Origin of the sequence: Acinetobacter sp. H1(2024), from assembly GCF_046557555.1 — a bacterium.
In the GTDB taxonomy this organism is placed as follows: Bacteria; Pseudomonadota; Gammaproteobacteria; order Pseudomonadales; family Moraxellaceae; genus Acinetobacter; species Acinetobacter seifertii.
The window spans coordinates 153,605-175,893 of record NZ_JBKGFO010000007.1 but is presented as its reverse complement, the minus strand read 5'-3'; the positions used below and the strand labels follow the sequence as shown (position 1 = coordinate 175,893).

The following is a 22,289-nucleotide window of genomic DNA, read 5'->3' as shown; positions in this document are numbered from 1 at the left end:
AAATAGTAAAATATTTGTCGGGCATATCTCGTTTCATCATGTCAGAATAATCTGACCTATCGCATCATTAGTTTAAACACGGTTATCTGAATTATGGCAATTCCACAGCATACGATTGATCAGATTCTAGATCGCACAGATATTGTCGATCTGATCGGTCAACGTGTGAAATTGAAAAAGACCGGACGAACATATTCTGGTTGTTGCCCTTTTCATCAAGAGAAAACTCCATCATTCCATGTTTATCGCGATAAACAGTACTATCACTGCTTCGGCTGCCAAGCAAACGGTAATGCCATTCGTTTCTTAATGGATATTGATAACCGAAACTTTATCGATGTGATGAAGGAATTATCCAGTAATGCGGGTATCGAATTACCCAAAGACAATACTGATAATAAAAAACTGTCTTATACACGCCAAGTTACCAAACCACCAGTTCCAGCAAAACCAGTTGTAGAACCAAATACTCAAGCACCTATAGATGATCAGTACAATATGCTTGAACCAGTATATTTTGATGATCCTTTTGCACAGTTCGAACAGCCATTTAGTTTTGATGAACCTGTACAAGAAGGTAATTTATACGACCTTTTGGAAAATGTTGCTCAATTTTACGAACACCAATTACCTACAAGTCAAAAAGCTAAAAAGTACTTTAAACAACGCGGCCTAACCGACCAAACAATTCAATTCTGGCGTTTAGGTTATGCTCCAGAAGACTGGCAACATTTAGAAAAAGCTTTCCCTTACGACATTGAAGGCTTAAAGCAACTTGGACTCATTCGTTCCAGTGACAGTGGTCGTGATTTTGACCTTTTACGCGATCGTGTGATTTTCCCAATTCGAGACCCTAAAGGCCGTGTAGTCGGGTTTGGTGGTCGTGCGCTCAATGACGAAATTAAACCAAAATACATCAACTCACCAGACTCAGAAGTTTTCCATAAAAACCAATTACTTTATGGTTTATATGAAGGTAGAAAATTAAAGTCTAATGACTGGTTAATGGTTGAAGGATATATGGATGTCATTGCTTTACAGCAATATGGCATTACTGGTGCTGTCGCAACTTTAGGAACGGCAAGTAATACAGAACATCTGAATATTTTATTTAAACAAAATAATCGCATTACGATTGCCTTTGATGGTGATGCTGCTGGTCAAAAAGCAGCACGTCGAACTTTAGAAATTGCATTACCATTACTCAACGACGGTCGTGAGCTTAAATTCTTTGTATTGCCAAATGACCACGATCCAGACTCCTTAATCCGACGTGAAGGGCTCGAAAACTTCCAAAAGCTATTAGACCAAGCTCCGTTACTATCGGACTTTGTTTTCGCTCATCTTACTGGTCAGCATAATATCAGTACGCCTGAAGGTAAGAGTCTTGTCATGGGTGAGTTAAGAGAACTCACCGAGTTATTACCCAAACAAGGTTCCTTCCGTTATCTATTAACTCAATCTTTTCGTGAAAAATTAGGTTTAGGCAAGCGCTTTACCCCACAAGTTAGTCATGATGCATCGTTGTCATTTAATATCCAAACAAAAGATGAAGACTTTGCTGTCGCAATTTTGATGCACCACCCTTTTCTTTATATTCATTTTGAAGGATTACGTGCCTATATTCCGCAAGATGAACTATTGGCTAAAATATTAGCCATTTTAAACCGTATATTTGATGAATTGCCTGATGACCAAGAGCTAGCGACTTATTATGTTTTAGGTGCATGTAGCACTTATTGCCATGAAGTTGCAGATATTATGCAAAGAACCAATATTCAGGCATTAACTCAGGCACCTGAAGTAGCAGATAAACTTGCTAAAGAATATGCATTGGGTTTACAAGAAAGATATTTACGTCAAAAACTGAAATCTAAAATTTCATTAGTTGAGTCAAGAAACTTAAGACAACAACTCAATGAGCTCACCAAACAAATTAGCTTAAGACTGCTCTCTTAGTTTTTAGGCTTTCGCTCATGGTCAAATACATCCTGTAAATGCTGTTGTAACCACTCAAAGTAATCAGGACTTTCTGCTTTAGCAGCTTCACGTAACAACATAGAGGTTGGATGCATTAACTTTTGTGTCAAGCGGTGAGCAAATTCTTTGAGCACTTGTTCTGGATTGACACCATTGTGCAAAGTATTCAGGGCATGAGTAAGCTCTTGCTGACTAATTTCCTCACTATGTTGACGATAAGCATGGATTGTACCTCCCGCTTCTTTGACTTTTTGATGCGTAATCAATTGAGTTGCTAATTGATTCACCATGACTTCAGCTTCAACAGCCGCCTGACGACGTTGAGCCAAGTTTTCATCAATTACGCTTTGTAAGTCATCAACTCCGTATAAATAGACTCCATCAAGTGACTCAACTTTAGGGTCAATATCACGCGGTACTGCTAAATCCACCATCAACATTTGCTGATAACGACGTTTTTTCAATGCACTTTTGACATCCGCATAAGCAATCACTTGATGCAAACTGCCTGTACAACTTGAAACAACATCAGCACGATATAGATTTTCTGATAAAGCTGAAAAATCAATAATCTCAACTTCAACTTGATGTGTAATTTCTTGTGCTAACTGGTCAGCACGTTCACGACTGCGATTACAAATAATAATCTTGGCAACACCCATTTCTGCTAAGTGCTTAGCCACCAGACTATTCATTTCGCCTGCCGCAACCACCATTACTGTGAGCTTTTCAGGTTTACTAAAGACTTGTAAAGCTAATTGTGCAACCGCATAACCCATTGAAACTGCATGACTACCTACAGCCGTTTCTGACCGAACACGTTTAGCTGCGTAGAAAGCATATTCAAACACGCTATTTAATTCAGGAGAAACCGTCTGCGCTTCTTTAGACAATGCTAAAGCACTTTTTACCTGCCCTAAAATTTGTGGCTCACCCAACATGAGTGAATCTAAACCACTTGCGACACGCATTAAATGTGTGATGGCTTGAGCATTTTCGTAACGATAAACATGATGAATTAAATGCTTTACATCAATATTATTGGCGTCGGCTAACCATTTCAGAAGGCTTTCGGCATCTTCCGCCATGGCGTAGACTTCTGTACGGTTACAGGTCGAGACAACCACTAAGTCTTTTAAAGACTCGTGATAACGTTGCTCGGCAAGCAAAGTACTTAATCGCTCTGCATTGAAAGCAATTTGCTCGCGGAGTTCTACAGAAGCTGTTTGATGGTTGACACCCAATGCAAAGAAAGACATATCAGATCATCATTTCGCTAAATTTATGCTATTGTGCAACATCGGTGTCATAAAAAGCATTACTTTGGATCAATAAAAATTGCGTCAAATGAATAGCCGTATTAATTTTAACGGTGCTTCGATAAGACAGTATTCTACCACATTCTTATTGTTAGGTAGCATGTCCTCATATGTCTATGCACGTCCGTTGCAAGAGACCTATGCAGTGCATTCATTTGATCAGGCTCTACAACAGAGTATGGTCGCAGAGTTTGCTTTAGCTTACGACGATATTCCTACAGCACTACACAACTACACTGTGCTTGCGATTAGAAGCAACTCAACAACAATTAAACAGCGTGCACTAGATGTCGCTCTTGAATATAACGATCTACAAGCCGCATTAAATGTTGCAACACATTGGGTGGTTCAAGAACCCAAAGATGTTCCTGCTTTATTTTATTTATCGCATATTGCATTAAAAACACATGAATACCAGCTTGCTGCCGAAACTTTAGATAAGATTTTAAAAATTGATCCAACTGCCGATCTTGAACAAATTCTGGCGAGTATTGCACCCGAAAATGCACAAGACCGAGATGTTTTATTAACGGCTTTACGTTCAAGTGCAGAAAAGGAAAATCCTTCTATTTTAGCGCTTATTGCTAATCTAGAGGCACAAAATGGTCAATTAGAACCTGCTCTAAATACCATTAACCGTGCGCTACGCCGTCGTCCAAAAGTAACGAGCTTTATCTTGATGAAAGCGAACCTATTGATTGCTCTAAATGATCAAGAAGGTGCTTTAAAATGGTATTCAAAATCAAGCCGTAAATACAAGAAAAATCTAGATATTCGCTTAGCTGAGGTTCGTTATCTCATTCAGATTAATCAGCCTCAACTTGCTCTTGAAAAATTAGAAAAAATTATTGAGAGTAATCCTCGGGCTGAAGAAGCATTATTTATTGCAGGTCTAACCAGTATTGACCTCAAACAATATGATAAAGCTGAACAATATTTAGTTGATTTACGCAACTCTGCAAAATATCAAAACGAAGCATATTACTACTTAGCTATTAATGCTGAGCGAAAACAGCACTATGAAACTGCCAAAGCTTATTACCGTTTAGTTGATGGTAGCCTCTACATTGTTTCAAGACGAAATCTAATTGCGATCTATGATAAACAAGAAAATTTACATGATGCATTACGGTTTTTAACTCAAGAGCGAGTTAATTATCCACAACATGCAAGCTTTCTCTATCAGGCACAAGCCGAAATTTTAAAGAAAATGGGCAATAAAAAAGCTGCATTAAATTTATTAGATGAAGCAATCAAAAACTTACCGGATGATCCGGAACTCATCTATGCAGAAGTTTTATTATTAGACCCTTATACCGACCGCGATAAACTTGATAAAACACTTAAGCAATTATTGCAGTTAGAACCAAATAGTCCGACCTATCTGAATGCCTATGCATATACGCTGGCTTTACAAAACCGTAGATTAAAAGAAGCACGACAATATGCTGAACAAGCATTGGAATATGCACCAGAACAAGCTTCGATTTTGGATACACTGGGCTATATCGCATTTTTACAAAATGATTATGAGGGCGCAGCGGAAGCTTTAGGCAAAGCTTACGAGCTTAGTCATAACATAAATATTGGGATTCGTTACGCTAAGGCACTGTATATGCAAGGATCATTAACTGAATTTAGTGCTGTGTTACAACAACTGAAACAAAAGCACGCGAATGATCCACAATTACACCAGCTTGATGCGTTAATTTTACCTACATCAGCAAAAAAGAGTTAAATATATGAGCAAATTTGCCCAACTGTGCACAGCGATCTGTGGATCAAGTGTGTTATTTTTAACCGGTTGTCAGCATTTTACTCAGCCCAAACCCGCAATTTCCCACCAAGTGCAAGATGAAAAACATTTCAACTTACAAGGTAAAATTGGAGTGCGTACCCCACAGCAAAGTGGTAGTGCATTCTTCACATGGGTTCAGCAGCAAGATAATTTTGATATCGAATTAAGTGGTATTTTAGGTGTCGGAAAGACACAAATTCAGGGTAAACCAGGTGAAGTTACTTTAAACAGTGCTAAAACTGGCGTGATTACAGCCGCATCACCTGAAGAACTTTTAGAACGTGCTACTGGTTGGCAAGCACCGATTACTCATCTAACCAGTTGGATTTTGGCAAAGCCAGCAACTTTAAATGCCCAAATCAGCAAAGATAATGCAAATCGTGTGAGCCAACTTATCGAAGATGGCTGGACGGTTAATTTTAGTTATGATGGTGAACAAACTTTGCCAAATAAACTGGTTTTGAAGCAAGCACTTGCTGAAGATAAAGAAAACCGTATTACAATGGTCATCCAAAACCGCTAAATCTAATTATTTAAATCTATGATTCGAGTTCCTTCTCCAGCTAAGCTCAACCTGTTTTTACATATCACAGGACGTCGTGAAAATGGTTATCATGAACTGCAAACCATTTTTCAACTCATTGATTTATATGACTGGATGACTTTTTCTCTTATTGATAAAAATGAAATCCAGATTGAAGGTTTAGGAGAAGTTCAACTTGAACAAAATCTGATTTATAAAGCTGCTCAAATACTTAAACCGCATGCAAAAAAACTCTCTGGTCTGCACATCAAAATTGAGAAGAATATTCCAATGGGCGCAGGTTTAGGCGGAGGTTCCTCTAATGCAGCTACAACCCTCATTGTTTTAAATCAATTATGGCAATGTGGACTAAGTCAGGATGAACTTGCTGACTATGGCGTAAAGCTCGGTGCTGATGTTCCTATTTTTATTTATGGTAAAAATGCATGGGCTGAAGGCATAGGTGAACATTTATCATTCATAGACTTAGATCAAAAACAGTTCATTATTTTAAAACCTGATTGTTTTATCAGCACTCAATTGCTTTTTTCACAAAAAACATTGACAAGAGACTCTAAGACCACTAAATTTTGCGCCTATCAGTTAGAACCTTCTAATTTTGGAAATAACTTTGAGCCTCTGGCTAGAAAGTTATACCCTGAAGTTGAAGAAGCAATGCAATATCTTGATCAATTTGGTCAAGCAAAGCTTACAGGTACAGGTGCTTGTGTTTTTACTGAAGTAACGAATGAAATGAATATTGATGACATTCTTAAACATTCACCATGTAAAGCTTATGTGGTAAATAGTTTAAAAGAATCTCCTCTTAATCATTTTAAGGTTACAAGTTAGGGGCGTCGCCAAGTGGTAAGGCACCGGGTTTTGATCTCGGCATCCGTTGGTTCGAATCCAGCCGCCCCTGCCAATTTCACCTGTAATGATGATTATATTAGGGGCGTCGCCAAGTGGTAAGGCACCGGGTTTTGATCTCGGCATCCGTTGGTTCGAATCCAGCCGCCCCTGCCATTATATATCATCAAATTTAGGGGCGTCGCCAAGTGGTAAGGCACCGGGTTTTGATCTCGGCATCCGTTGGTTCGAATCCAGCCGCCCCTGCCATTCTTCTTATTTTAAAGACAGACTTAATTGCCTTGCTTTTTGTTGATTATCCTTGACATTGCATTGCAAAAATATTAAAGTTCTGCCGCATTAGGGGCGTCGCCAAGTGGTAAGGCACCGGGTTTTGATCTCGGCATCCGTTGGTTCGAATCCAGCCGCCCCTGCCATCTACTTCATTACATACCAACCGCCAAGGGTGCTTCATGCCCAATCTTGTCGTTTTTAGTGGAAATGCTCATCCACAGTTCGCTCAAAAAGTCGTAAGTCACTTACATATCCCTCTAGGTGCTGCATCAGTCGGTCACTTTTCTGATGGAGAAATTTCAGTAGAAATTACTGAAAATGTTCGTGGTAAAGACGTATTTATCGTTCAGCCTACTTGTGCCCCTACCAATGATAACCTTATGGAAATCTTGGTTATGGCAGATGCTTTGCGTCGTGCAAGTGCTGGTCGTATTACCGCTGTTATCCCTTATTTTGGTTATGCTCGCCAAGACCGTCGTCCACGTTCTGCACGTGTGCCGATTACAGCTAAAGTTGTTGCAGACATGCTTACCACTGTTGGTATTGATCGTGTCGTAATGATTGATTTACATGCTGACCAAATCCAAGGTTTCTTCGATATTCCAGTCGACAACATCTATGGTACTCCTGCTTTGCTTGCTGACTTACGTCAACAACAGCATGATAACCTTATGGTGGTTTCTCCTGACGTTGGTGGTGTAGTACGTGCTCGTGCTGTTGCCAAACAGATGGGTGATATCGATTTAGCAATCATCGACAAACGTCGTCAAAAAGCCAATGAGTCGCAAGTTATGCACTTGATTGGTGACGTAAAAAATCGTGATTGCGTTATTGTAGATGACATGGTTGATACTGCTGGTACATTGTGTAAAGCAGCTGATGCGCTTAAACAATTTGGTGCACGTCGTGTTGTTGCTTATGCAACTCACCCTGTACTTTCAGGTAAAGCAATTGAGAACTTACGTAACTCAGTCATTGATGAGTTAGTTGTAACTGACACAATTCCTCTTTCTGAAGAAGCATTAAACTTAGGTAAAATTCGCCAAGTTTCTGTTGCTAGCATGGTTGCTGAAACGATTCGTCGTATTAATAACGAAGAGTCTATCAGCGCGATGTTCGATAGTTTATAATATTGCAGCTTTTCTTAACCCTGGCTTTGGCTGGGGTTTTCTATCACTAAACTGGTCGCAAGTTTAGTTTATTTAATCTTTAATGAGGATTTATCTCATGGCAAACTTCGTATTCAACGCTCAAGCGCGTGCTGAAGACAAACAAGGGAAAGGTGCGAGCCGCCGCCTTCGTCGCGAATCTTTAGTTCCAGCTATCATCTACGGCGGTAACGCTGAGCCTGTAAGTGTAACTTTAGAACTTCGTGAGCTTGTAAAAGCTTTAGAAAGCAATGCTTTCTTTGAAGAAGTTGTAGAAATCAAAGTGGGCGACAAAGTTGAAAACGTTAAAATCCAAGCGTTACAACGTCACCCATCTAAAAACACTCCTATGCACGCTGACTTCAAACGCGCATAAGTGTTTAAAGGCGTAAATTAGTGTCAAATATTTCGCTAATTGTTGGTTTGGGCAATCCTGGTTCAGAATATGCCCAAACCCGCCATAATGCAGGTTTTTGGTTCGTTGAACAGCTTGCAGATAAATATGGCATTACATTAAAAAATGATCCAAAATTTCACGGAATCAGTGGTCGTGGTAATATAGAGGGGCATGATGTTCGCTTACTTCTACCAACGACGTATATGAACCGTTCCGGTCAAAGTGTTGTTCCTTTCTCAAAATTCTATCAAATTGCTCCTGAAGCAATTCTGATTGCTCATGATGAACTTGATATGAATCCTGGTGTAATTCGTCTTAAAACAGGCGGTGGGCACGGTGGTCATAACGGTTTACGTGATATTGTCCCACATATTGGTCCAAACTTTCATCGTTTACGAATTGGTATTGGACATCCAGGTTCAAAAGAAAGAGTTTCTGGGCATGTACTTGGAAAAGCGCCAAGCAGTGAACAAAGCTTAATGGACGGAGCAATTGATCATGCTCTCTCTAAAGTGAAGTTACTTGTTCAAGGACAGGTATCACAAGCTATGAACCAAATTAATGCGTATAAACCAGCTTAAATTGTTGAACAATCAAGCTTGCTATCTTGCTTTTTTAGGAGCAAAATGCGCATCAGCCACCTTGCCAGAACGGCAAAGGCAAAAGATTTCACTATAAGATCTTCTTAGGTCTACTCAGGAGACGCTAGCCATGCTATCTCGTTTATTAAAATGCAAAATTCACCGTGCAGTTGTAACCCATGCTGAACTTCACTATGAAGGTTCTTGTGCAATTGATGGCGTATTGATGGATTTAGCTGGTATTCGTGAATACGAAGAAATCCACGTTTGGAACGTAACTAATGGCAAGCGCTTCACAACTTACGCGATCCGTGGTGAAGACAACTCTGGCATTATTTCAGTAAACGGTGGTGCTGCTCACCAAGCAGATGTCGGTGATTTAGTTATTATTGCTACGTTTGGTGACTTCACAGAAGCTGAAGCAAATGCTCACAAACCACGTTTGGTCTATGCAAATCCAAATAATACGGTCAACCACACAGCGAACTGCATTCCTGTACAAGTTGCCTAATTAAAGATTAAAAAAAACAAGAAAGCCCGTAATACGGGCTTTTTTTATAGTGTCTATAAACTCCTAACCGCACCCTTCCACCAGCTTTGCTGCTGCTTACAATTTAAAGATTGTAGCTCTTCTCCTCGTAAATCAAATAGAATCGCTTCACCCTTTATATTTACTTTAAATTCAGCGTATTTTGCTTTTTCATAGCAATGAGCTAGACCTTCGGCAAATAAGAAGCTTCTAGAAGCTGGGTACAAAGCCTGCAAACGATTTTCAGGATTTTTTAAAATTAAGCTTTGCCCAGCAGATGAATTATTAGTGTCTAAAATTGTACGAATTACTCGATTTTGTGAATCTAAAATAACTTTTGCTGGAATATTGGCATGATTAAAAATCACTTGATCTAAAGCATTACCTTCGTTTCCTGATGGTGATTTAAGAGATTGTAAATTTAATTCATACGCCAGCGCCATGTAGTCGCCTTGTAAAATAGAGCGAGGGTCAACGGGTTTAAGCTTAATAAACATACTTTTACTCTGATGTAGATGCCATTCATTTTTCGCAACCAAACCTGTAAAAACTAATACAGTGACTATTGCAAGAATAAGAGAGAAATACTTTTTCATTAATTTTCTCCCCCAACAAAATTGTTCTTAGCTTCTTGTAGGAGCAACCTATATAAAGCCAACAATATAATTCCTGACACCAAGATTGATGCACTTTTAGCTAGAAAACTTAATTGCAAACTGTAATAAAGTTGCCAAAGTACAGTAGCGAACACAAGAAGCGTAATACCGTAAACAATGCGATCTTTATTTTTTAAAGCCCATGTCAAAATTACAAATAGAATGAATACATCAAAATAGCCAAGTGCAATAAGCAATATTCCCAAAAAGAGAAAAGCAAAAAAAGTTATAGTTTGAAGCTGACTAAATAGATAGAAAAAACTAAAGCACAATAACCATAGACTTGGTAAGGCATAGAGAAACCATAATAACTGATCAGCCGAATCAAGCAATGCTAACCCTATAAAATTATCAAAGAATGAGTTCACCAAAATCACAGCAAGTACGCATAAAAAGATACTCCGCTCATACGATACAATTGCTTTACTCCCTATCAGCAGTACTAAGCTAAAGATCAAATAGTTAAGTAAAGTTAAATTAAAATAAGTTTGAGCAGAGTTTACTGACCATATTGAATGGTCTAGTTGCAATAGATAGAAAAATGCTATTCCATAAGTTGCGAGCATTTGAATTAAAATAAAGAACCAATGAGACTTAAGAAAATAACTAATACATAGAATAAAAATCTGGGCAATCAATACCCATAAAATTTGATTTGTTTCAGATCCAAGATGGAATAAAAAAGCAGTTTGGCCACTAATAAATAAACAATATGCAAATTGCCGAATGAAATAATTTTGAGATTTTGTTAGTAAAGTTATAGCTATAGCAACAAAGATGATGCCAATAATTAAAGAAATAGTCTCCCAAAATACGAGTGTAAATGCTGCAAGTGCTAAACCAGCAAGCCAAGCACCAATTGCTAAAGGAATGACATAAAAACGGCTTTGGCGAAAAATTCTTATTAAGAAATAACTAATAAGTGCAAACCAAATAAAAATAATGCCCGCAATCAGTAGAAAAATGAACTCATTAGAATCTTTAAATAAATGATTAATCCCATCTACAAGCCATATTGTTGCAGTCACACCAAGAACAGCAGCCATTAAACTGGCACATAATTGATCATTTTTTTTAAAGAAATAATAAAAAGCGATTATTCCTGAAAGGAAAGCCGAGATCAGATAAGGAATGTTTGCATTCGATAAGTATTGAATCATTCCAATGATTGAAATGACAGCAAACCAAGCGATAAAAACAAAACGTAATGCACGATACTTCTTTATACAGACCCAAAACTCGATAAGGCTTAATAAATTTAGAGTGAATAGATATAAATAAGGAAATTTTTCTGCCCAAAAAGTCTGTCGAAAAAATAAAAAAAGTGTAAGTTGGCTGCTAATGCAAACTAAATTAAAAATACCAATATTAGGTCGATATAACCAAGGTAATAAAAGCAAAGTCCAAATCAAGAACAATAAATAACTGTCTGCACCTGTTTGATAAACTTGTCCTATTACAGCCAAACTCAAACCGACCATCAAACCACAAATACCATGTAAGGTCTGCCGAACTCCCTCGCTTAAGGTATCTGTTACGCTCACCCAAGCAGTGACAAGTAATATAACAGGTGGAATGCTGAGTTGAATGCTATCAGGAAGCATCAACCAGTTAGCAGCAATCAAATACAGAATACTTACCGCCATAAATAAATAACTAAAAATATGGAGATGCTGAATAAATAAAGTATTCCTAAAGGGATAATAGTCTCTAATCTGCATGAAAAACCTGTTTTATTTATAATTTTCTATAAAAAACATAGCATTCACTTTTAAAACCAACAAGTAAGCTCTTGTTAAAAAACCTATTTCGATTTCTAAAAATACTTATTCATAATGAGACTTAGCATTCTACAAAAGCATCTAGCCAATTTCTTCAAGCGCGCTATAATAAAACCCATCGCTTCAGGGCGGGGTGTAATTCCCCACCGGTGGTAAAGTTAATTTTCATATATAAATTAACAAGCCCACGAGCTTAAATTATGTAATTTGAGCAGATTTGGTGAAATTCCAAAGCCGACGGTATAGTCCGGATGAAAGAAGACGACGAACTGGGATAAATCCGTTTTATTTCAGTGCCAGCCTGTTTTTACATCAGTCCTGAAATGTTCAACCGTATTTTTACGAGAGCGTTTCATTATGTCTAGCTTAATTCAACCAGAAATTTTTTTCTCAGCCCTCTCCCCTGCTGAACAACGCATTCAACAAGCATTAGAAGATATCCGTCAAGGCAAACCAGTCTTGGTTATGGATGACTTTGACCGTGAAAATGAAGCAGATTTAATTGTTGCAGCTGAAACTCTAACTGTTGAGACCATGGCACGTATGATTCGTGATGGCTCAGGTATTGTATGTTTATGCCTGACAGAAGAATTAGCAGATCACTTAGATCTCCCACCAATGGTTTCTCAAAACTCAAGTCAGTTTCATACTGCATTTACAGTGACCATTGAAGCTGCTCAAGGCGTTACCACTGGTGTTTCTGCTAAAGACCGTTTAACAACGATTAAAACTGCTATTAAAGATGGTGCTGTTGCAAGTGACTTAAACCGTCCTGGTCACGTTTTCCCATTACGTGCACGTAATGGTGGCGTACTTACTCGACGTGGTCATACTGAGGGGACTATTGATCTAGCCAGATTAGCTGGTCTCAAACCTGCTGGCGTGTTATGTGAATTGACTAATCCAGATGGCACTATGGCATCAGGCATTCAAGTTTTAGCATATGCACAAACTCATCACTTAACCGTGATTACGATTGAAGAACTTGTTCAATACCGTCAACAACACGGTATTTAAATAAAAAAGGTTTGGCTTTACGACAAAGCCAAACCTATAAATTAAAACTTATTTATATTTAAGAAACTTTCTTTTGTGCTGCCAGTTCTTCAACATAGTCCAAAAGTTCAGAGAACTGATTAATCATTGCTTTTGGCTGTACTTGAGCAAGTTCTTCTGCTGTTCCATAACCATAAGTCACAGCTACCGCCTCAATACCATTGTGACGAGCACCTAAAACATCATATTGACGGTCACCTACCATTAAACACTCTTCAGGATTTAATTGCTCATGCTCAAGAATATAATGAATAAGCTCAGCTTTATTGGTCCGCTCACCTGTCAATTCACTTCCATAAATATGTACAAAATATTGACTTAATTCAAAATGATCTAAAATTCGTTTCGCATAAATCGTTGGTTTAGCAGTAGCAACAAATAAACGATATCCTTCGTCTTTTAAAGCGCTCAGTGTTTGTACTACAGATGGATATACTTCATTTTCAAACAGACCAATGACCGAGAAACGCTCACGATAAGCCAATAAAGCTTGTTCAGCTAAATCATCGTCTTGAGTAGCCAATAATTTTGCAAGTGATGGTTTTAAAGGCGGGCCAATGGTCCAATCAATATTTAAATCGGCAGCTAATGGATAGCCAAGCTTGTCCATTGCATAGCGAATTGAAGTATGGATACCAACTTTAGGGTCTGTTAAGGTTCCATCCAAATCAATCAAAATATGTTTTATAGCCATTCAATCATTAACCCAGTAAAGTATTTAGTTCAATTGGTCGAGAGTTTAATCAAACTCTCTTATACTAACGTAAATTTAAATTGAAAAGGAAATAACCGTGCGTCCAACCGTACTTTGTTTCTCGGGTTTAGACCCTTCAGGTGGTGCAGGTTTACAAGCCGATATCGAAGCAATTGGACAAAGTGGTGCTCATGCAGCAATTGCATGTACTGCCCTCACCATTCAAAACTCACAACAAGTATTTGGCTTTGAAGCAACCTCAAAAGAACTATTACTAGCTCAAGCAAATGCCGTGGTAGATGACTTACCGATTAAATGTGTTAAGTCAGGTATGCTTGGCACTACAGATAATATTGCTGCACTTGCTGAATTTTTACGTGTTCATCCTGACTATCAATATGTACTTGACCCTGTTTTAGTTGCAAACAGTGGTGGTTCTTTAGGAGACCAAGCAACTTTAGTTAAAGCATTTGTTGAGCTTATCCCCCTAGCGACGCTTATTACGCCAAATACAGTCGAATTACGAGCACTAACAGGTATTGATGACTTAGAACAAGCAACAGAAAAGCTATTTCAAATGGGCGCTAAAGCTGTATTAGTAAAAGGCGGTCACGAAGATACCCCTGACTTCATTAAAAATAGTTTATATATTGATGGTGAACTTGCAGCGAGTAGTAGTTGCCCTCGCCTTGAAGGTGAATATCACGGCTCAGGTTGTTCACTGGCAAGCTTTATTGCAGGTCGTTTAGCTTTGGGTGATTCTTTAAAAATTGCAGTACAACATGCAGAAACATGGCTATTTGGTGTTTTAAAAAATGCTGAAACGCCTGTACCTAATGGACAAAAGATTCCAAAACGATTTTAACAACCAAATAAAAAGGCGCTTAAAGCGCCTTTTTATTTATTCCAATTACTGAGGAATACGTAAAACTTGTCCAGGGAAAATCTCATCTGGATCTTTTAGCATTGGTTTGTTTGCTTCAAAGATTTTTTGATATTGGTTGGCATCACCATAAAATTCTTTCGCAATTTTTGAAAGATTATCACCTGATTTTATCGTATAAAATTTACTTTCTGGCTCAGGAGTAGCAACCGTCATTTGATCATCTACTTGCGCAACGTGGTCTACGTTACCAACAATAAGAATAATTTTTTCTTTGTCTGCTTGGCTTTGTACTTGACCATGAAGCGTCGCAGTATCAGTTGAACCATTATATGTTACAGATAGGCCTTCCACTCCCAAGCCTAAACTTTTGATTAATCCTAATAATTTATTTGCCACTTCTTGTGCAGAAGGTTCTGCTGGTGTTGCTGGAGCTGGTTGTGGTTCTGCTGGTGCGGTATTTTTCTTTCCAATACCTTTTACAAAATCAAAAAGACCCATCTTTTAGTCCTCATATTATTGTTTATAGTAAAGTCATTAAACTGACCTTTATTGTTATACTTGAAAAAAGAGACACCTCTGCTATCAATTGAGGTTGATCTTGTAAAAATATGTATCCCTATCAATGATTTTGATTAAATAAAAAAAGCCACCTTACGGTGGCCTTCTTTTTAATCAGCAATATGCGAATTAACCAAGTTTTTTAGTTACATAGTCAATTGCAGATTGAACTGTAGTGATTTCGTTTGAATCTTCATCAGGGATAGTGATGTCGAAGTCATTTTCGAAAGACATAACAAGTTCAACTAAATCTAAAGAGTCAGCACCCAAGTCATCCATGAAAGATGCTTCGTTTTTAATCTCTTCAGCTTTAAGACCAAGTTGTTCTGCAACTGCTTGTTTAACGCGTTGTTCGATATCGCTCACAGGAATTCTCCTCATTGCTTGTGGCGTTTGATTTGCCACTAGTTTAATTGAATATAAAAATTTTTAAAAGTTTATACATCGGCGTTAGGCCATGTATAAACCACCATTTACATGTAATACCGTACCGGTAATGTAACCTGCTTTATCACTTGCAAGGAAACTCACCGCATTTGCGATATCTTGTGGCTCACCTAAACGATTTAAAGCCACTTGATCACTCATTTTTTTGCGAATGTCTTCACTAAGTGCATCTGTCATTTCTGTTGCAATAAAACCTGGTGCCACACTGTTTACAGTGATTTGGCGGCTACCCATCTCTTTTGCAAGGCTACGGCTGAATGCTTCAATACCTGCTTTAGCAGCAGAGTAGTTTGCTTGGCCTGGGTTTGCAAAATGAGCAACAACAGAACTGATATTAATAATTCGACCAAAACGTGCTTTCGTCATACCCTTAAGTACGCGTTTAGATAAACGATAAACGGCTTTAAGGTGGATATTGAGAATGTCATCCCAATCATCTTCAGACATACGAAGCAACAAATTGTCTTTCGTAATACCTGCATTGTTAACGAGAACAAGTACAGGACCATAATTCTGTTCAATATGAGACACGACTGCTTCAATCTCATCGAGATTACGCACGTCTAGCGCCAAACCTGCACCTTGTTCACCAAAGCTATCTGTTAGCTTTTGTGCACCAGATTCAGAAGTCGCAGTACCTACGACAAAATAACCGTCTTGAATAAGTTGCTGGGCAATTGCAGCGCCAATGCCCCGACTCGCGCCCGTTACTAATGCAACTTTGCGTTCTTGTGTCATGCAATTTTTCCTTCTGCCACTAAAACAGCATTTAGGGCATCTTCCATTTTGCTCTTACTATCAATAGAAAAAGCTTTTTCGATATTTGGTAAACGCTTTGCGAGATTACTCAATACTGTACCAGGACCACATTCAACAATGTACTGAATACCTTGGTCTTGAAGAGACTGCATGGTACGTGTCCATTGCACAGACTCGTACAATTGTGCTGTTAATGCCTGACGTAATTGAGCAACATCGGTAGCAATTCCCGCGTTGACATTTTGTATTACAGGAATGGTAGGTAGCTCAATGGCAGTTTGTTCCAAAGCTTCTGCAAATTTTTCTGCAGCAGGCTTCATCAATGAACAATGCGAAGGTACAGAAACTGGTAAAGCAATTGCTTTAGCAGATTGTTCTTTTGCTAATGCCATCACTTGCTGTACAGATGCAGTACTGCCCGCAATTACAACCTGACCTTGTGAATTATAATTTGCAGCTTCAACTGAACCTTGACCTGATGCAGTTACACTCTGGCATAGTTCAACTACTTTATCATCGGCCAGACCAAGAATTGCAGCCATCGCACCTTCCCCTTGAGGAACAGCACTTTGCATGAGTTTTCCACGCAAATTAACTAATTTAACTGCATCTGCCAAACTCATTGAACCCGCTGCAACTAAAGCGCTGTATTCACCTAAAGAGTGACCAGCAAGGTATTTAGGCGCTAAACCACCCAAATCTAACCAAAGACGCCATAAAGCGATGCTAGCAGTTAATAATACAGGTTGGGTGTTTTGTGTTTGGTCTAAACCTTCACCACTTTGCGCAATGTGCCAAAGATCAAATCCCAGCGCGTCTGAAGCTTCAGCAAAAGTTTGCCCAACTCCACTAAACTGTTCTGCGAGTTCAGCGAGCATACCAACTTTTTGTGAACCTTGACCCGGAAACACAAATGCAGTTTTTGTGGCTAAAGCTACTTGTTCAAGACGTTTAGCAGACATAAGAAATCCTTTTTGGGTTTTCACTCATTTCTCTGGAGCGGAAATTTAACATTTAATTTGTATATTTATAATTGCGAAAAACAACAAAAAAAGGGAGCTTTCGCTCCCATTTTTTCTATACTTAAGCATCACGCTTAATGCATATCATGCAATTATTCAGCATCAGCTGCTTTAGCGAATAATTGGCGACCACGGTAGAAACCGTCTTTAGTCACGTGGTGACGACGATGAGTTTCACCAGTTGCTTGGTCTACTGTTAATGCATTCTCGGTTAAAGCGTCATGTGAACGGCGCATGTCACGGCGAGAGCGACTTTTACGGTTTTGCTGAACGGCCATGATGGCTCCTTACAAAGATCGAAAAAATGGATCAGAACAAATTCAGTTGTCTTATCTCATAATCATAACACAAATTATGAGTTAAGTTTACCCTTCAAACCTGCCAAAACATCAAACGGGTTATCCCGTTTCTCTTCGACAACGTTCTGAATGGTAGGTTGATGTTTATGTTCACAAGCATCATGCTTGGGAGATAAAGGCATCAACAATAACAGTTCATCTTCTAGTAATGCGAGCAAGTTAATCGAAGCAGGTGTATCAAAATCACCTTTTGTCGAAGACTCACTTTCACCTAAAACGATGAAATCAGCATCCTCATCCAAGCGCTCTATCAGTGACTCATCATCTACAAGTGCAATATGAAAGTCAGAAACAATTGGCATTTCAACAGGTTCCAAACAACGTTGGCACTCCATTGGAACTTTTGTTTCCATATGACCATCTAACCACACAATGCGATGATATGCATCCATTGATAGCTTACAGTCTATGTTGATCAATTGGTTATCAATTGATCCAACAGCTTCACGAGCAATACGAGTAAGACGAGACAATGGCAGTTGACCTGACCATGTAAAGCCTTGCTCAGCCCATTTAAACGGCTCAATCTGTGCCGGAAAGGTATTTGCTGACATAATTAAGGCGGCAATTCTACAAATTCATCGGTACTCTGTCAAAGATTAAGATACAATTTTGTACTTCTTTAGACAGAACTCGGGGTAAATTAAGCAATGCACCTGTTGCAGCCGCAACCTGAAGTTAACACTTCATTACTCGTTTGCACCCATTCAACTCACCAAAACACTCTTTTACCTGACGTGGTGCAACTCTCACCATGGCCAAGCTCAAAATTAGAGTCTGAGCAAGTTGATTGGCTTATTTTACACTTTAATCACTGGTTTTCCCACCATAATGTGACATTAGTTCGTGGAGAATTTGAACCAGAATATTTCCCAGCAAACGAACATGAGCCAGCCAAAATTCAATTTGCCCATGGTTTTTTCAATAGTGCTTTGCATGAAATTAGCCATTGGACAATTGCAGGCGCAAAACGTCGTCTGTTGCCTGATTTAGGGTATTGGTACGCCCCAGATGGTCGAACTAAAGAACAGCAAGATTTATTTGAACAGGTGGAAATTAAGCCGCAAGCGATTGAATGGTTATTTTCCCATTCTTTTGGCAGAAAATTTAGAGTCTCGCTCGACAACCTGACAGGTGATGGCGGAGATGGCAAAAAGTTTAAAGATAATGTTTATACACAAGTACAACGCTATTTTTCTGGAGAAGCTAAATTACCTGTTGATGCAGCGCGATTCATTGAATGTATTTGCCAATGTACGCGAGCAGGTGCAGCGTTACAATCAAGTGAATTTAAACGTGAACTCCTTGATTAAATGACAAAAAAACTACGTAAGTTACTTGCTTCCCAAGTTTGAAAAGTCTAATACTATTTTTAATACTGGCGTGATGGAGTCTCTAAAATATGCTGCATTTACATGTACATCCTGAAAATCCACAGCAACGCCTCATTGATCAAGCGGTTGAGCGTATTCGTGCAGGCGATGTTGTGGTCTACCCTACCGATGCTGCCTATGCAATCGGATGCCAGATCGGTAATAAAAATGCCATGGAACGTATTGCTCAGATTCGTGATTTAGGTCCTAAGCACCAATATGCAATTATGTGCTGTGATTTATCAGATATCGCAACTTATGCAAAAGTTGATAATGCGACTTATAGATTATTAAAGGCAAATACACCTGCTGTTACGACTTTTATTTTACCCGCAACCAGTGAAGTTCCACGCAGGTTAATGCACCCCAAAAAGAAAACAATTGGTTTACGTATTCCAAGCAACCCAATTTGTCAGGCTTTATTAAAAGAACTTGGTGAACCTTTACTGACAAGTACACTAATTTTACCAGGACACGAAGACCCTCTTGATGATCCTTACGATATTGAAAATCAGTTAGCTAAACGGATTGATGTATTTATTGATGGTGGGTTCGGAACTTTGACAACCACCAGTATTGTTGACTTATCGGGTGAACATCCAGAAGTGATCCGTCATGGGGCAGGAGACGTAAGTGCTTTCGAATAAGCACTTATTCCCCTTTTTACCAACAGTTAAAAAAAAAGTATTATCAAGAAAAAAAATACTCTTTATTTAGTTTGGATTTTTTTTACACTTTAGTCGTTAAGCAATTTATTAAAAGTCACAATTCCTTTAGAATGTTTTGCACTATCTGCTGTTCTTCTGCTACAGCTCTTATTGACTTGAAAACAAGTCTCATGCTTTTGAAAATTCGCGTGGCTTATAATCGTAATGAACCAATCACTTCATCAATCCATGGAAGACGTTCCACACATCCGTGTTTTAGATGAGTGGCACGACACGATTCCTGAAGATCTTTATATTCCTCCAGCTGCCTTCGAGATTTTACTCGAACAGTTTGAAGGACCACTCGACTTTTTAATTTATCTGATTCAGAAAAACGGTTTTGATTTAGTTCAGCTCGATATCGCCCCTATTGCAACTCAATATTTAGCTTACATGGATAGCATGAAGTCTTTAAATATTGAGCTAACTGCCGACTACATGGTCATGGCTGCTTTATTGGCTGATTTGAAATCTAGATTACTCTTACCTAAGCCAACTGTTATTAGTATTGAAAAAGATCCTAAGCAAGATCTTATTGATCGACTTGAGACTTATTTACGTATTAAGCAAGCTGCTGAGCGTTTAGGGCAAATGCCAGTTCTTGACCGTGATACGTTTAGTGCCAATGTAAGTTTGGGCCATATTGCACCTGTTTATGAAGGTTATGATGTTTCGGCGTTACATGATGCTTTGTTTTGCGTATTTAACCGCCCAGAACCTGTAACACATACAATTGCACAAGAGCCTGTACTGTTAGAAGAACGGATCGCATATATTGAAGAGAAATTAGAGTCAGGCGACGTGTTAAGTTTCAAAGAATTACTGAATCCGCAACAAGGCCGTATGGGCATGGTTGTAACTTTTATGGCTGTGTTAGAGTTAACCCGACAACAAAAGATTAAAATTATTGCGACAGGTGTTGAAGCTCCATTGGCTATTCAAGGGACTGCGACATGAGTTTTGAACAAAATAATACCGATTTGTCATTAGCTGACATTCATCACGAAGTTTTATTGCAACTTGAAGCGATTATTTTTGCCAGTGAAGCACCTGTTTCGATTGCTCGTTTAAAAGAAGCTTTTAATAATCAATATAACAAACAACAGCTTCGTCAGCTTTTACAACAACTTGCCCTCTTACAACATGGCCGCTCTATTGAGTTGATAGAAACTGCGCAAGGCTTTCGTTTTCAGGTAAGATCCAAATATCGCAATATTATTGCGCAGATTTGGCCAGAGCGACCAACAAAACTGTCGCCATCTTTACTAGAAACGTTGGCTGTCATTGCGTATCATCAACCAGTCACGCGTGCTGATATTGAACAAATTCGTGGTGTATCTAATAATAGTCAGATTCTCAGAACGCTATTTGACTGGAACTGGATTAAAGAAGCCGGTTTTAGAGATTTACCCGGAAGACCTGCGTTGCTAATTACAACGCCTCAATTTCTGAATGCTTTTGGTCTAGCCTCTTTAGGCCAATTGCCTCCCCTACAGAACGCCAAGGAAGCATTTATGGCTCTCGATGCAAATGCACCGAAATCATAAAGAGGTGGACTGTTGATCATTATGTCTAAGGTTGTGCTGTCATGAGTGAAAAATTGCAAAAAGTATTAGCGCGAATCGGATTAGGTTCCCGTCGATATATGGAAGAGGTTATTGCCGCAGGACGCGTGAGTGTAAACGGCAGCGTTGCCCAAGTGGGTGAACGCATTGAACCAGGCGATGAATTACGCATTGATGGTCGTAAAGTTCAGTTTCAAATCGAAGACGAAATTCGTCGTCGTGTACTGATTTATTATAAACCTGAGGGTGAAATCTGTTCACGTAATGATCCTGAAAAACGTCCAACTGTATTTGATCATTTACCACAAATTGCAAATGATCGTTGGGTAATGGTAGGTCGTCTGGATATTAACAGTACAGGTTTATTATTATTTACAAATGATGGTGAACTTGCTAACCGCTTAATGCACCCATCTAATGAAATTGAACGTGAATACGCTGTACGTGTAATGGGTGAAGTAACACCAAAACTACGTCAAAACATGGTAAACGGTGTAGAGCTTGAAGATGGCCCAGCCAAGTTCGAGTCTTTCTCTGAAATTGGTGGCGAAGGTATTAACCGCTGGTATCAAGTTGTGGTGAAAGAAGGTCGTAACCGTGAAGTACGCCGTATTTTTGAATCACAAGGCCTTAAAGTAAGTCGTTTATTACGTACTCGCTACGGTACTGTGATTTTACCACGTGAATTACGTACTGGCCGTTGGATGGAACTCGACAAAACTGATATCGACAACTTAGCAAAATCTGTTGAGTTAAAACCGCGTCAAGGTACAGGCTTATTTGGTATGGCGAAACGTCGTACTGACCGTATGACTGAAAAGCCAATGGCAGCGCGTCGTGGTGGCTATTTACGTCAACAACGTCGTGATGATGAAAAAGAAGCACCAGCAAACACCGGTAATCAGCGTAAATCGACTGGTCTTAACCGTGGATTTAAAAAGTTCTAAGCTCAGCTTTTGAATTAAAAAACCGCTCAAATTAGAGCGGTTTTTTTATAGTTTGTTGTCA

At 38.9% G+C, this 22,289-nt stretch carries 25 protein-coding genes, 4 tRNA genes and 1 riboswitch; of the genes, 19 read left to right on the top strand and 10 right to left on the bottom strand.

Annotated features, from left to right (window positions below; translation table 11 throughout):
• Positions 1 to 93: 93 nt before the first annotated feature.
• Complete coding sequence (locus ACLCEG_RS16850) at positions 94 to 1,959, top strand: DNA primase (RefSeq protein ID WP_410568426.1); 1,866 nt, start codon at positions 94 to 96, stop codon at positions 1,957 to 1,959.
• Here ACLCEG_RS16850 and hemA read toward each other — a convergent pair.
• Positions 1,956 to 3,239 (bottom strand): glutamyl-tRNA reductase, encoded by a 1,284-nt coding sequence (gene hemA / locus ACLCEG_RS16845; RefSeq protein ID WP_077164615.1) that lies wholly within the window; start codon positions 3,237 to 3,239, stop codon positions 1,956 to 1,958. The two genes, ACLCEG_RS16850 and hemA, sit on opposite strands and share 4 nt — an antisense overlap.
• 88 nt (positions 3,240 to 3,327) lie before the next feature.
• Between hemA and ACLCEG_RS16840 the strand changes: the two genes are divergently transcribed.
• The 11 genes from ACLCEG_RS16840 to panD all read left to right on the top strand — a co-directional run bounded on the left by ACLCEG_RS16840 (position 3,328) and on the right by panD (position 9,400).
• Positions 3,328 to 5,037 (top strand): tetratricopeptide repeat protein, encoded by a 1,710-nt coding sequence (locus ACLCEG_RS16840; protein WP_324624700.1) that lies wholly within the window; start codon positions 3,328 to 3,330, stop codon positions 5,035 to 5,037.
• Positions 5,038 to 5,041: 4 nt separating this feature from the next.
• The gene (lolB, locus tag ACLCEG_RS16835) at positions 5,042 to 5,620 is read left to right on the top strand and encodes a lipoprotein insertase outer membrane protein LolB (RefSeq protein ID WP_077163880.1); all 579 of its coding nucleotides are present in this window, start codon (positions 5,042 to 5,044) and stop codon (positions 5,618 to 5,620) included.
• Positions 5,621 to 5,638: 18 nt separating this feature from the next.
• A complete protein-coding gene (ispE, locus tag ACLCEG_RS16830) occupies positions 5,639 to 6,472 on the top strand; it encodes a 4-(cytidine 5'-diphospho)-2-C-methyl-D-erythritol kinase (RefSeq protein WP_410568424.1) in 834 nt (277 codons plus the stop codon).
• Positions 6,471 to 6,545 (top strand) — tRNA-Gln (locus ACLCEG_RS16825). Before ispE ends, ACLCEG_RS16825 begins: the two co-directional genes overlap by 2 nt.
• A gap of 26 nt (positions 6,546 to 6,571) precedes the next feature.
• Positions 6,572 to 6,646 (top strand) — tRNA-Gln (locus tag ACLCEG_RS16820).
• Positions 6,647 to 6,664: 18 nt separating this feature from the next.
• A tRNA-Gln gene (locus ACLCEG_RS16815) sits at positions 6,665 to 6,739 on the top strand.
• A 92-nt stretch (positions 6,740 to 6,831) separates the two neighbouring features.
• Positions 6,832 to 6,906 (top strand) — tRNA-Gln (locus ACLCEG_RS16810).
• A 36-nt stretch (positions 6,907 to 6,942) separates the two neighbouring features.
• A complete protein-coding gene (locus ACLCEG_RS16805) occupies positions 6,943 to 7,893 on the top strand; it encodes a ribose-phosphate pyrophosphokinase (RefSeq protein WP_004703381.1) in 951 nt (316 codons plus the stop codon).
• 97 nt (positions 7,894 to 7,990) lie between these two features.
• Positions 7,991 to 8,287 (top strand): 50S ribosomal protein L25, encoded by a 297-nt coding sequence (gene rplY, locus ACLCEG_RS16800; protein ID WP_002050375.1) that lies wholly within the window; start codon positions 7,991 to 7,993, stop codon positions 8,285 to 8,287.
• A 20-nt stretch (positions 8,288 to 8,307) separates the two neighbouring features.
• The gene (pth, locus tag ACLCEG_RS16795; protein ID WP_002050315.1) at positions 8,308 to 8,889 is read left to right on the top strand and encodes an aminoacyl-tRNA hydrolase; all 582 of its coding nucleotides are present in this window, start codon (positions 8,308 to 8,310) and stop codon (positions 8,887 to 8,889) included.
• A gap of 130 nt (positions 8,890 to 9,019) precedes the next feature.
• Positions 9,020 to 9,400, top strand: a complete 381-nt coding sequence (gene panD / locus ACLCEG_RS16790; RefSeq protein ID WP_004703382.1) for an aspartate 1-decarboxylase — start codon at positions 9,020 to 9,022, stop codon at positions 9,398 to 9,400.
• Positions 9,401 to 9,453: 53 nt separating this feature from the next.
• Here the strand turns inward: panD and ACLCEG_RS16785 are convergent, their stop codons facing one another.
• Positions 9,454 to 10,014 carry a GDYXXLXY domain-containing protein gene (locus tag ACLCEG_RS16785; RefSeq protein ID WP_410568422.1) on the bottom strand — a complete coding sequence of 187 codons (561 nt, stop codon included), beginning with the start codon at positions 10,012 to 10,014 and terminating at the stop codon, positions 9,454 to 9,456.
• Positions 10,014 to 11,795, bottom strand: a complete 1,782-nt coding sequence (locus ACLCEG_RS16780) for a DUF2157 domain-containing protein (RefSeq protein WP_410568420.1) — start codon at positions 11,793 to 11,795, stop codon at positions 10,014 to 10,016. The genes ACLCEG_RS16785 and ACLCEG_RS16780 overlap by 1 nt, the downstream gene beginning before the upstream one ends.
• A 176-nt stretch (positions 11,796 to 11,971) precedes the next feature.
• Positions 11,972 to 12,122: riboswitch (FMN riboswitch) on the top strand.
• A gap of 90 nt (positions 12,123 to 12,212) precedes the next feature.
• Here ACLCEG_RS16780 and ribB point away from each other — a divergent pair.
• On the top strand, positions 12,213 to 12,872 hold the full coding sequence (gene ribB / locus ACLCEG_RS16775; RefSeq protein ID WP_410568418.1) for a 3,4-dihydroxy-2-butanone-4-phosphate synthase: 660 nt from the start codon (positions 12,213 to 12,215) through the stop codon (positions 12,870 to 12,872).
• 58 nt (positions 12,873 to 12,930) lie between these two features.
• Here the strand turns inward: ribB and ACLCEG_RS16770 are convergent, their stop codons facing one another.
• Entirely contained in the window at positions 12,931 to 13,605 is a 675-nt protein-coding gene (locus ACLCEG_RS16770) for an HAD-IA family hydrolase (RefSeq protein WP_410568417.1), read from the bottom strand.
• Between the two features lie 97 nt (positions 13,606 to 13,702).
• Between ACLCEG_RS16770 and ACLCEG_RS16765 the strand changes: the two genes are divergently transcribed.
• Positions 13,703 to 14,470: a hydroxymethylpyrimidine/phosphomethylpyrimidine kinase gene (locus ACLCEG_RS16765; RefSeq protein ID WP_191106916.1), complete on the top strand. Its 768-nt coding sequence runs from the start codon at positions 13,703 to 13,705 to the stop codon at positions 14,468 to 14,470.
• Positions 14,471 to 14,515: 45 nt separating this feature from the next.
• Here the strand turns inward: ACLCEG_RS16765 and lysM are convergent, their stop codons facing one another.
• The 6 genes from lysM to ACLCEG_RS16735 all read right to left on the bottom strand — a co-directional run bounded on the left by lysM (position 14,516) and on the right by ACLCEG_RS16735 (position 18,190).
• Positions 14,516 to 14,989, bottom strand: a complete 474-nt coding sequence (lysM, locus tag ACLCEG_RS16760) for a peptidoglycan-binding protein LysM (protein ID WP_004703391.1) — start codon at positions 14,987 to 14,989, stop codon at positions 14,516 to 14,518.
• A 189-nt stretch (positions 14,990 to 15,178) separates the two neighbouring features.
• Positions 15,179 to 15,415, bottom strand: a complete 237-nt coding sequence (acpP, locus tag ACLCEG_RS16755; protein WP_001279871.1) for an acyl carrier protein — start codon at positions 15,413 to 15,415, stop codon at positions 15,179 to 15,181.
• A gap of 84 nt (positions 15,416 to 15,499) precedes the next feature.
• Positions 15,500 to 16,234 (bottom strand): 3-oxoacyl-ACP reductase FabG, encoded by a 735-nt coding sequence (fabG, locus tag ACLCEG_RS16750; protein WP_000191300.1) that lies wholly within the window; start codon positions 16,232 to 16,234, stop codon positions 15,500 to 15,502.
• Positions 16,231 to 17,217, bottom strand: a complete 987-nt coding sequence (gene fabD, locus ACLCEG_RS16745) for an ACP S-malonyltransferase (protein ID WP_004703394.1) — start codon at positions 17,215 to 17,217, stop codon at positions 16,231 to 16,233. The genes fabG and fabD overlap by 4 nt, the downstream gene beginning before the upstream one ends.
• A 152-nt stretch (positions 17,218 to 17,369) precedes the next feature.
• Entirely contained in the window at positions 17,370 to 17,555 is a 186-nt protein-coding gene (rpmF, locus tag ACLCEG_RS16740) for a 50S ribosomal protein L32 (protein ID WP_000290730.1), read from the bottom strand.
• 74 nt (positions 17,556 to 17,629) lie between these two features.
• Complete coding sequence (locus ACLCEG_RS16735) at positions 17,630 to 18,190, bottom strand: YceD family protein (protein ID WP_004703397.1); 561 nt, start codon at positions 18,188 to 18,190, stop codon at positions 17,630 to 17,632.
• A 96-nt stretch (positions 18,191 to 18,286) separates the two neighbouring features.
• On the opposite strand from ACLCEG_RS16735, the gene ACLCEG_RS16730 reads away from it, so the two are divergent.
• From ACLCEG_RS16730 to rluB, 5 genes are all read left to right on the top strand, one after another.
• Positions 18,287 to 18,949 (top strand): elongation factor P hydroxylase, encoded by a 663-nt coding sequence (locus tag ACLCEG_RS16730; protein ID WP_068936110.1) that lies wholly within the window; start codon positions 18,287 to 18,289, stop codon positions 18,947 to 18,949.
• Positions 18,950 to 19,038: 89 nt separating this feature from the next.
• Positions 19,039 to 19,656 (top strand): L-threonylcarbamoyladenylate synthase, encoded by a 618-nt coding sequence (locus tag ACLCEG_RS16725; protein WP_004703401.1) that lies wholly within the window; start codon positions 19,039 to 19,041, stop codon positions 19,654 to 19,656.
• Between the two features lie 225 nt (positions 19,657 to 19,881).
• Complete coding sequence (locus ACLCEG_RS16720) at positions 19,882 to 20,673, top strand: segregation and condensation protein A (RefSeq protein WP_410568414.1); 792 nt, start codon at positions 19,882 to 19,884, stop codon at positions 20,671 to 20,673.
• A complete protein-coding gene (gene scpB, locus ACLCEG_RS16715) occupies positions 20,670 to 21,263 on the top strand; it encodes an SMC-Scp complex subunit ScpB (protein WP_004703403.1) in 594 nt (197 codons plus the stop codon). Before ACLCEG_RS16720 ends, scpB begins: the two co-directional genes overlap by 4 nt.
• A 41-nt stretch (positions 21,264 to 21,304) precedes the next feature.
• A complete protein-coding gene (rluB, locus tag ACLCEG_RS16710) occupies positions 21,305 to 22,228 on the top strand; it encodes a 23S rRNA pseudouridine(2605) synthase RluB (RefSeq protein ID WP_004703404.1) in 924 nt (307 codons plus the stop codon).
• The last annotated feature ends 61 nt before the right edge of the window (positions 22,229 to 22,289 follow it).

Excerpts from the sequence above, each read along its gene's own strand:
- ACLCEG_RS16735 (WP_004703397.1), bottom strand. The coding sequence starts at position 18,190 with ATGTCAGCAAATACCTTTCCGGCACAGATTGAGCCGTTTAAATGGGCT.
- ACLCEG_RS16850 (WP_410568426.1), top strand. The coding sequence starts at position 94 with ATGGCAATTCCACAGCATACGATTGATCAGATTCTAGATCGCACAGAT.
- lolB (WP_077163880.1), top strand. The coding sequence starts at position 5,042 with ATGAGCAAATTTGCCCAACTGTGCACAGCGATCTGTGGATCAAGTGTG.
- fabG (WP_000191300.1), bottom strand. The coding sequence starts at position 16,234 with ATGACACAAGAACGCAAAGTTGCATTAGTAACGGGCGCGAGTCGGGGC.
- ACLCEG_RS16730 (WP_068936110.1), top strand. The coding sequence starts at position 18,287 with ATGCACCTGTTGCAGCCGCAACCTGAAGTTAACACTTCATTACTCGTT.
- ACLCEG_RS16840 (WP_324624700.1), top strand. The coding sequence starts at position 3,328 with ATGAATAGCCGTATTAATTTTAACGGTGCTTCGATAAGACAGTATTCT.
- panD (WP_004703382.1), top strand. The coding sequence starts at position 9,020 with ATGCTATCTCGTTTATTAAAATGCAAAATTCACCGTGCAGTTGTAACC.
- rplY (WP_002050375.1), top strand. The coding sequence starts at position 7,991 with ATGGCAAACTTCGTATTCAACGCTCAAGCGCGTGCTGAAGACAAACAA.
- lysM (WP_004703391.1), bottom strand. The coding sequence starts at position 14,989 with ATGGGTCTTTTTGATTTTGTAAAAGGTATTGGAAAGAAAAATACCGCA.
- rluB (WP_004703404.1), top strand. The coding sequence starts at position 21,305 with ATGAGTGAAAAATTGCAAAAAGTATTAGCGCGAATCGGATTAGGTTCC.
- ribB (WP_410568418.1), top strand. The coding sequence starts at position 12,213 with ATGTCTAGCTTAATTCAACCAGAAATTTTTTTCTCAGCCCTCTCCCCT.
- ACLCEG_RS16780 (WP_410568420.1), bottom strand. The coding sequence starts at position 11,795 with ATGCAGATTAGAGACTATTATCCCTTTAGGAATACTTTATTTATTCAG.
- ACLCEG_RS16770 (WP_410568417.1), bottom strand. The coding sequence starts at position 13,605 with ATGGCTATAAAACATATTTTGATTGATTTGGATGGAACCTTAACAGAC.
- rpmF (WP_000290730.1), bottom strand. The coding sequence starts at position 17,555 with ATGGCCGTTCAGCAAAACCGTAAAAGTCGCTCTCGCCGTGACATGCGC.
- ispE (WP_410568424.1), top strand. The coding sequence starts at position 5,639 with ATGATTCGAGTTCCTTCTCCAGCTAAGCTCAACCTGTTTTTACATATC.
- ACLCEG_RS16720 (WP_410568414.1), top strand. The coding sequence starts at position 19,882 with ATGAACCAATCACTTCATCAATCCATGGAAGACGTTCCACACATCCGT.
- ACLCEG_RS16805 (WP_004703381.1), top strand. The coding sequence starts at position 6,943 with ATGCCCAATCTTGTCGTTTTTAGTGGAAATGCTCATCCACAGTTCGCT.
- ACLCEG_RS16725 (WP_004703401.1), top strand. The coding sequence starts at position 19,039 with ATGCTGCATTTACATGTACATCCTGAAAATCCACAGCAACGCCTCATT.
- scpB (WP_004703403.1), top strand. The coding sequence starts at position 20,670 with ATGAGTTTTGAACAAAATAATACCGATTTGTCATTAGCTGACATTCAT.
- fabD (WP_004703394.1), bottom strand. The coding sequence starts at position 17,217 with ATGTCTGCTAAACGTCTTGAACAAGTAGCTTTAGCCACAAAAACTGCA.
- ACLCEG_RS16785 (WP_410568422.1), bottom strand. The coding sequence starts at position 10,014 with ATGAAAAAGTATTTCTCTCTTATTCTTGCAATAGTCACTGTATTAGTT.
- hemA (WP_077164615.1), bottom strand. The coding sequence starts at position 3,239 with ATGTCTTTCTTTGCATTGGGTGTCAACCATCAAACAGCTTCTGTAGAA.